Annotated in this window: 2 protein-coding genes; both read right to left on the bottom strand. The window is 40.9% G+C overall.

Going from position 1 to position 3,883, the window contains the following annotated elements; genetic code table 11:
• Nucleotides 1-209: 209 nt before the first annotated feature.
• On the bottom strand, nucleotides 210-2,213 hold the full coding sequence (gene ligA, locus ACQKNC_RS20225; protein ID WP_427426522.1) for an NAD-dependent DNA ligase LigA: 2,004 nt from the start codon (nucleotides 2,211-2,213) through the stop codon (nucleotides 210-212).
• A gap of 14 nt (nucleotides 2,214-2,227) precedes the next feature.
• Complete coding sequence (locus tag ACQKNC_RS20220; RefSeq protein ID WP_427426521.1) at nucleotides 2,228-3,877, bottom strand: 3'-5' exonuclease; 1,650 nt, start codon at nucleotides 3,875-3,877, stop codon at nucleotides 2,228-2,230.
• Nucleotides 3,878-3,883 lie beyond the last annotated feature (6 nt).

Genomic DNA, 3,883 nt, shown 5'->3' with positions numbered 1-3,883 from the left:
AGAAAACACCCGCTGCGCTGCAGGGTCTCGGGCCAGCAGGATGTTGGTCACGAAGTCGTTATCACAGGACGTGGTGGTTTTAGCCTTCGTTCCTCTATCGCTGATCCCCAAGGAGGCGCCCAGTCTCCACTCCAATCAACTTATATAAGGTATACATTTTAACAAATGTCATCCACAACTTTTGGTGATGAGCCTGATATTTTCCATTATTAGACGAGGTTAAGTTGTTCGATTAGGCTGTCTTCATTCCAAACTTCAATGCCCAACTGCTCAGCTTTTGCTAGTTTAGAACCCGCATCCACTCCTGCAATGACAAGATCAGTTTTTTTACTGACACTACCTGTAACAATACCACCTAACTCTTCTATTTTCGCCTTTGCTTCGTTGCGTGTCAATTGCTCAAGTTTACCAGTTAATACGATTGTTTTACCTGCAAAAGGATTATCCCCTACAACAACCTCTACCTTTTTACCTTTATACGTCATATTGACACCTACTTCAGCAAGGCGATCAATGACTGCACGTGCATCCTCATTTAAAAAATACTCAACAAGCGATGAAGCCATTTTATCGCCAATTTCATGAATCGCCACTAGTTGCTCCTCTGTTGCTGCCATTACCGCTTCAATCGTTCCAAACTCCTCTGAAACGATTTTTGCTGCCTTTTCACCAACATGGCGTATACCTAACCCAATTAGTAGACGCTCCATCGAATTTTCCTTGGAAGCCTGAATAGCATTGACTAAATTCGATGCTGATTTTTCTCCCATACGCTCAAGCTCGACAAGCTGTTCTACAGTTAAGTGATACAAATCAGAGATATCATGAATTAAATCTGCACGTAATAATTGCTCAACGACTTTATCACCAAGACCTTCAATATTCATTGCATTACGCGATACAAAATATTTAATGCTCTCCGCAATTTGCGCAAAACATGCAGGATTTACACAACGTAAGGCCACTTCTCCTTCAATACGAATAAGTTCGCTATCACAAACAGGGCAATTTTCAGGCATTACATATGGAACTGAGTCCTCAGGGCGCTGCTCCAGTATTACACCTACAACTTGAGGAATAATGTCTCCGGCTTTTCGGATAATGACTGTATCTCCTAGTCGAATATCTTTATCTCGAATCAAATCCTCATTGTGTAATGATGCACGTTGAACTGTCGTACCTGCCACTTGAACAGGCGATAGAATAGCAGTTGGTGTAACAACCCCTGTGCGCCCAACCGTTAAATCAATATCAAGTAATGTTGTGACTACTTCCTCAGCAGGGAATTTATAGGCAATTGCCCAACGTGGACTCTTTGCTGTATAACCGAGCTCATCCTGTTGTGCATAGCGGTCCACCTTAATAACAATGCCATCAATTTCATAGGCTAAATTCGGACGGTTTTCAGTCCATTTTTCTATAAAGACTAGTACCTCTTCAATCGTTGAGCAGCGTTGACGCTCTTTATTTGACGGGAAACCTAGTCCCTCTAAATAATCGAGCATCTCGGCATGACCGTCAATACCATATGCCTCACCATCTCCCCCAATTGCATAAATAAAGGTCGATAGCTGACGACTAGCCGCTATTTTAGGATCTAACTGGCGTAAAGATCCAGCAGCCGCATTGCGCGGATTAGCAAACAATTCCTCTCCATTTTCAGCACGTAGGGCATTCAATTTTTCAAATGATTTTTTAGGCATATACGCCTCACCACGTACTTCAATTGTAATTGAATCCTTCAATCGAAGAGGTATTGCTCGAATCGTTTTTAAATTTGCTGTAATATCTTCCCCTACAACACCGTCTCCTCGTGTTGCTCCTTGTACAAAGACGCCATTTTCGTATTTTAAAGAAATAGCAAGACCATCAATTTTCAGCTCGCAAACATAGGAAAAGTTATCACCGATTGCTTGACGCACTTTACGGTCAAATTCACGTAAGTCTTCTTCATTAAAAGCGTTTGATAGACTTAGCATAGGGTAATCGTGAGTCACTTTTTTAAAGCCTTCCACCACTGCTCCGCCAACACGCTGTGTCGGTGAATCTGGGTGAATGAGTGACGGATTCGCTTCCTCTAACGCAATAAGTTCATGTAATAATTGGTCATAAACACTATCTGCTACGACAGGTTTATCCAACACGTAATAGGCATGACCGTATTCATGCAATAATTTATTTAACTCCTCAATGCGCTGTTCGATTTCGTTCATTTAAGTTCCTCCGCTTACACTTTTTCAATAGGTGCAAATTGTGCTAGTAATCGCTTAATACCGATAGGTTGTGGGAAGGCAATATCCAGCTCTGTACTATCACCCTCACCTTTTACACTAACAACCATACCTGTTCCCCATTTTTTATGGAACGCTTTGTCTCCAGCCTTCCAGCCGAATTGGTCTCCACCAGTTGTTTGTAAACGAGCTGTTGCAGGCTGTGTGTTCTGAATTGCTCCAAGTGTGCGTTTCTGATAGCCGCCTGTTGAACGATTACTAGAGGCAAACGGAACCTCAGGCTTCGAACCACCTTTGGATATTGATTCTGTAATATCCTCTGAAATTTCACCTAAGAAACGTGAGACATTGTTATAGCTAGAACGACCAAAAATCGTACGACTTTGTGCACTCGTTAAATATAAACGTTCCTCGGCACGTGTTATACCTACATATGCTAAACGACGTTCTTCTTCCATTTCATCCATATCATCAAGTGAACGAGAATGCGGGAAGATATTTTCCTCCATTCCAATGATAAAGACGATAGGGAATTCTAAGCCCTTAGCGGCATGCATCGTCATTAAAATAATGTTGCCCTTCGATGCATCCTCTTTATCGAGTGCATCAATATCTGCAATTAGAGCTAAATCTGTTAAAAAGGCAATTAAGCTCTTATCATCACTACGCTCTTCAAAAGCCTTTGTTACTGATAAAAACTCTTCAATATTTTCTAAGCGGCTTTCTGCTTCAATCGTCTTTTCGTTTTGTAGCATTGCACGATAACCAGATTTGTCAATGACCTGCTCTACAATTTCTGTCACCGATAAATACTCTTGCATCTCTGTAAAGCCTTTAATCATCGCATAAAATTGCTCAGCTGAATTAGCAGCCTTCCCTGAAAGACCCATGAATACAAGATCATTCATAGCATCAAAAATAGAGCGATCCTGTTCAATCGCATAACGAGCCATTTTTTCAAAGGAAGTTGCACCTATACTACGCTTTGGCTCATTAATAATACGAGCGAGTGATAAATCATCATCATTATTGGCAATAAGGCGCAAGTAGGCAAGTAAATCTTTAATCTCTTTACGATCATAGAACTTAGTACCACCAACTATTTGATAAGACATATTGGACTTAACAAGCACTTCCTCCATCACACGGGACTGAGCATTTGTACGATATAGTATCGCAAAGTCATCAAATGTACGATCTTCTTTTTGAATAAGCTGTTGGATTGTTTGTACAACGAATTGCGCTTCCTCTTGCTCGTTATACGCTTTGTACAACACGATTTTTTCACCTTCTGCATTTTCTGTACGCAGTTCTTTTGGATAACGTGTTGTATTATTTTGAATGACGTCATTTGCCGCTTGTAGGATGCGTTTTGTTGAACGATAATTTTGCTCAAGCATAATGGCCTTAGCATTTGGATAATCCTTTTCGAATGAAAGAATATTGCCAATATCTGCACCACGCCAACGATAAATCGATTGGTCTGAATCACCTACAACACAAATATTTTTAAATTTCTTGGCAAGCAACTGAACGAGTAAATATTGGGATTTATTCGATATGGATAGGTAAGCCTTTGAAATCATCTCCAGCTTTTCCCCCCATTCACACCGTACGTGAGGGTTTCCCCTCATACGGCGTTCCATCAATTA

Origin of the sequence: Lysinibacillus sp. NPDC094177, assembly GCF_050279145.1 — a bacterium.
GTDB lineage: Bacteria > Bacillota > Bacilli > Bacillales_A > Planococcaceae > Lysinibacillus.
The sequence above is the reverse complement of the archived record's forward strand: the minus strand, read 5'-3'. Positions and strand labels throughout refer to the sequence as shown.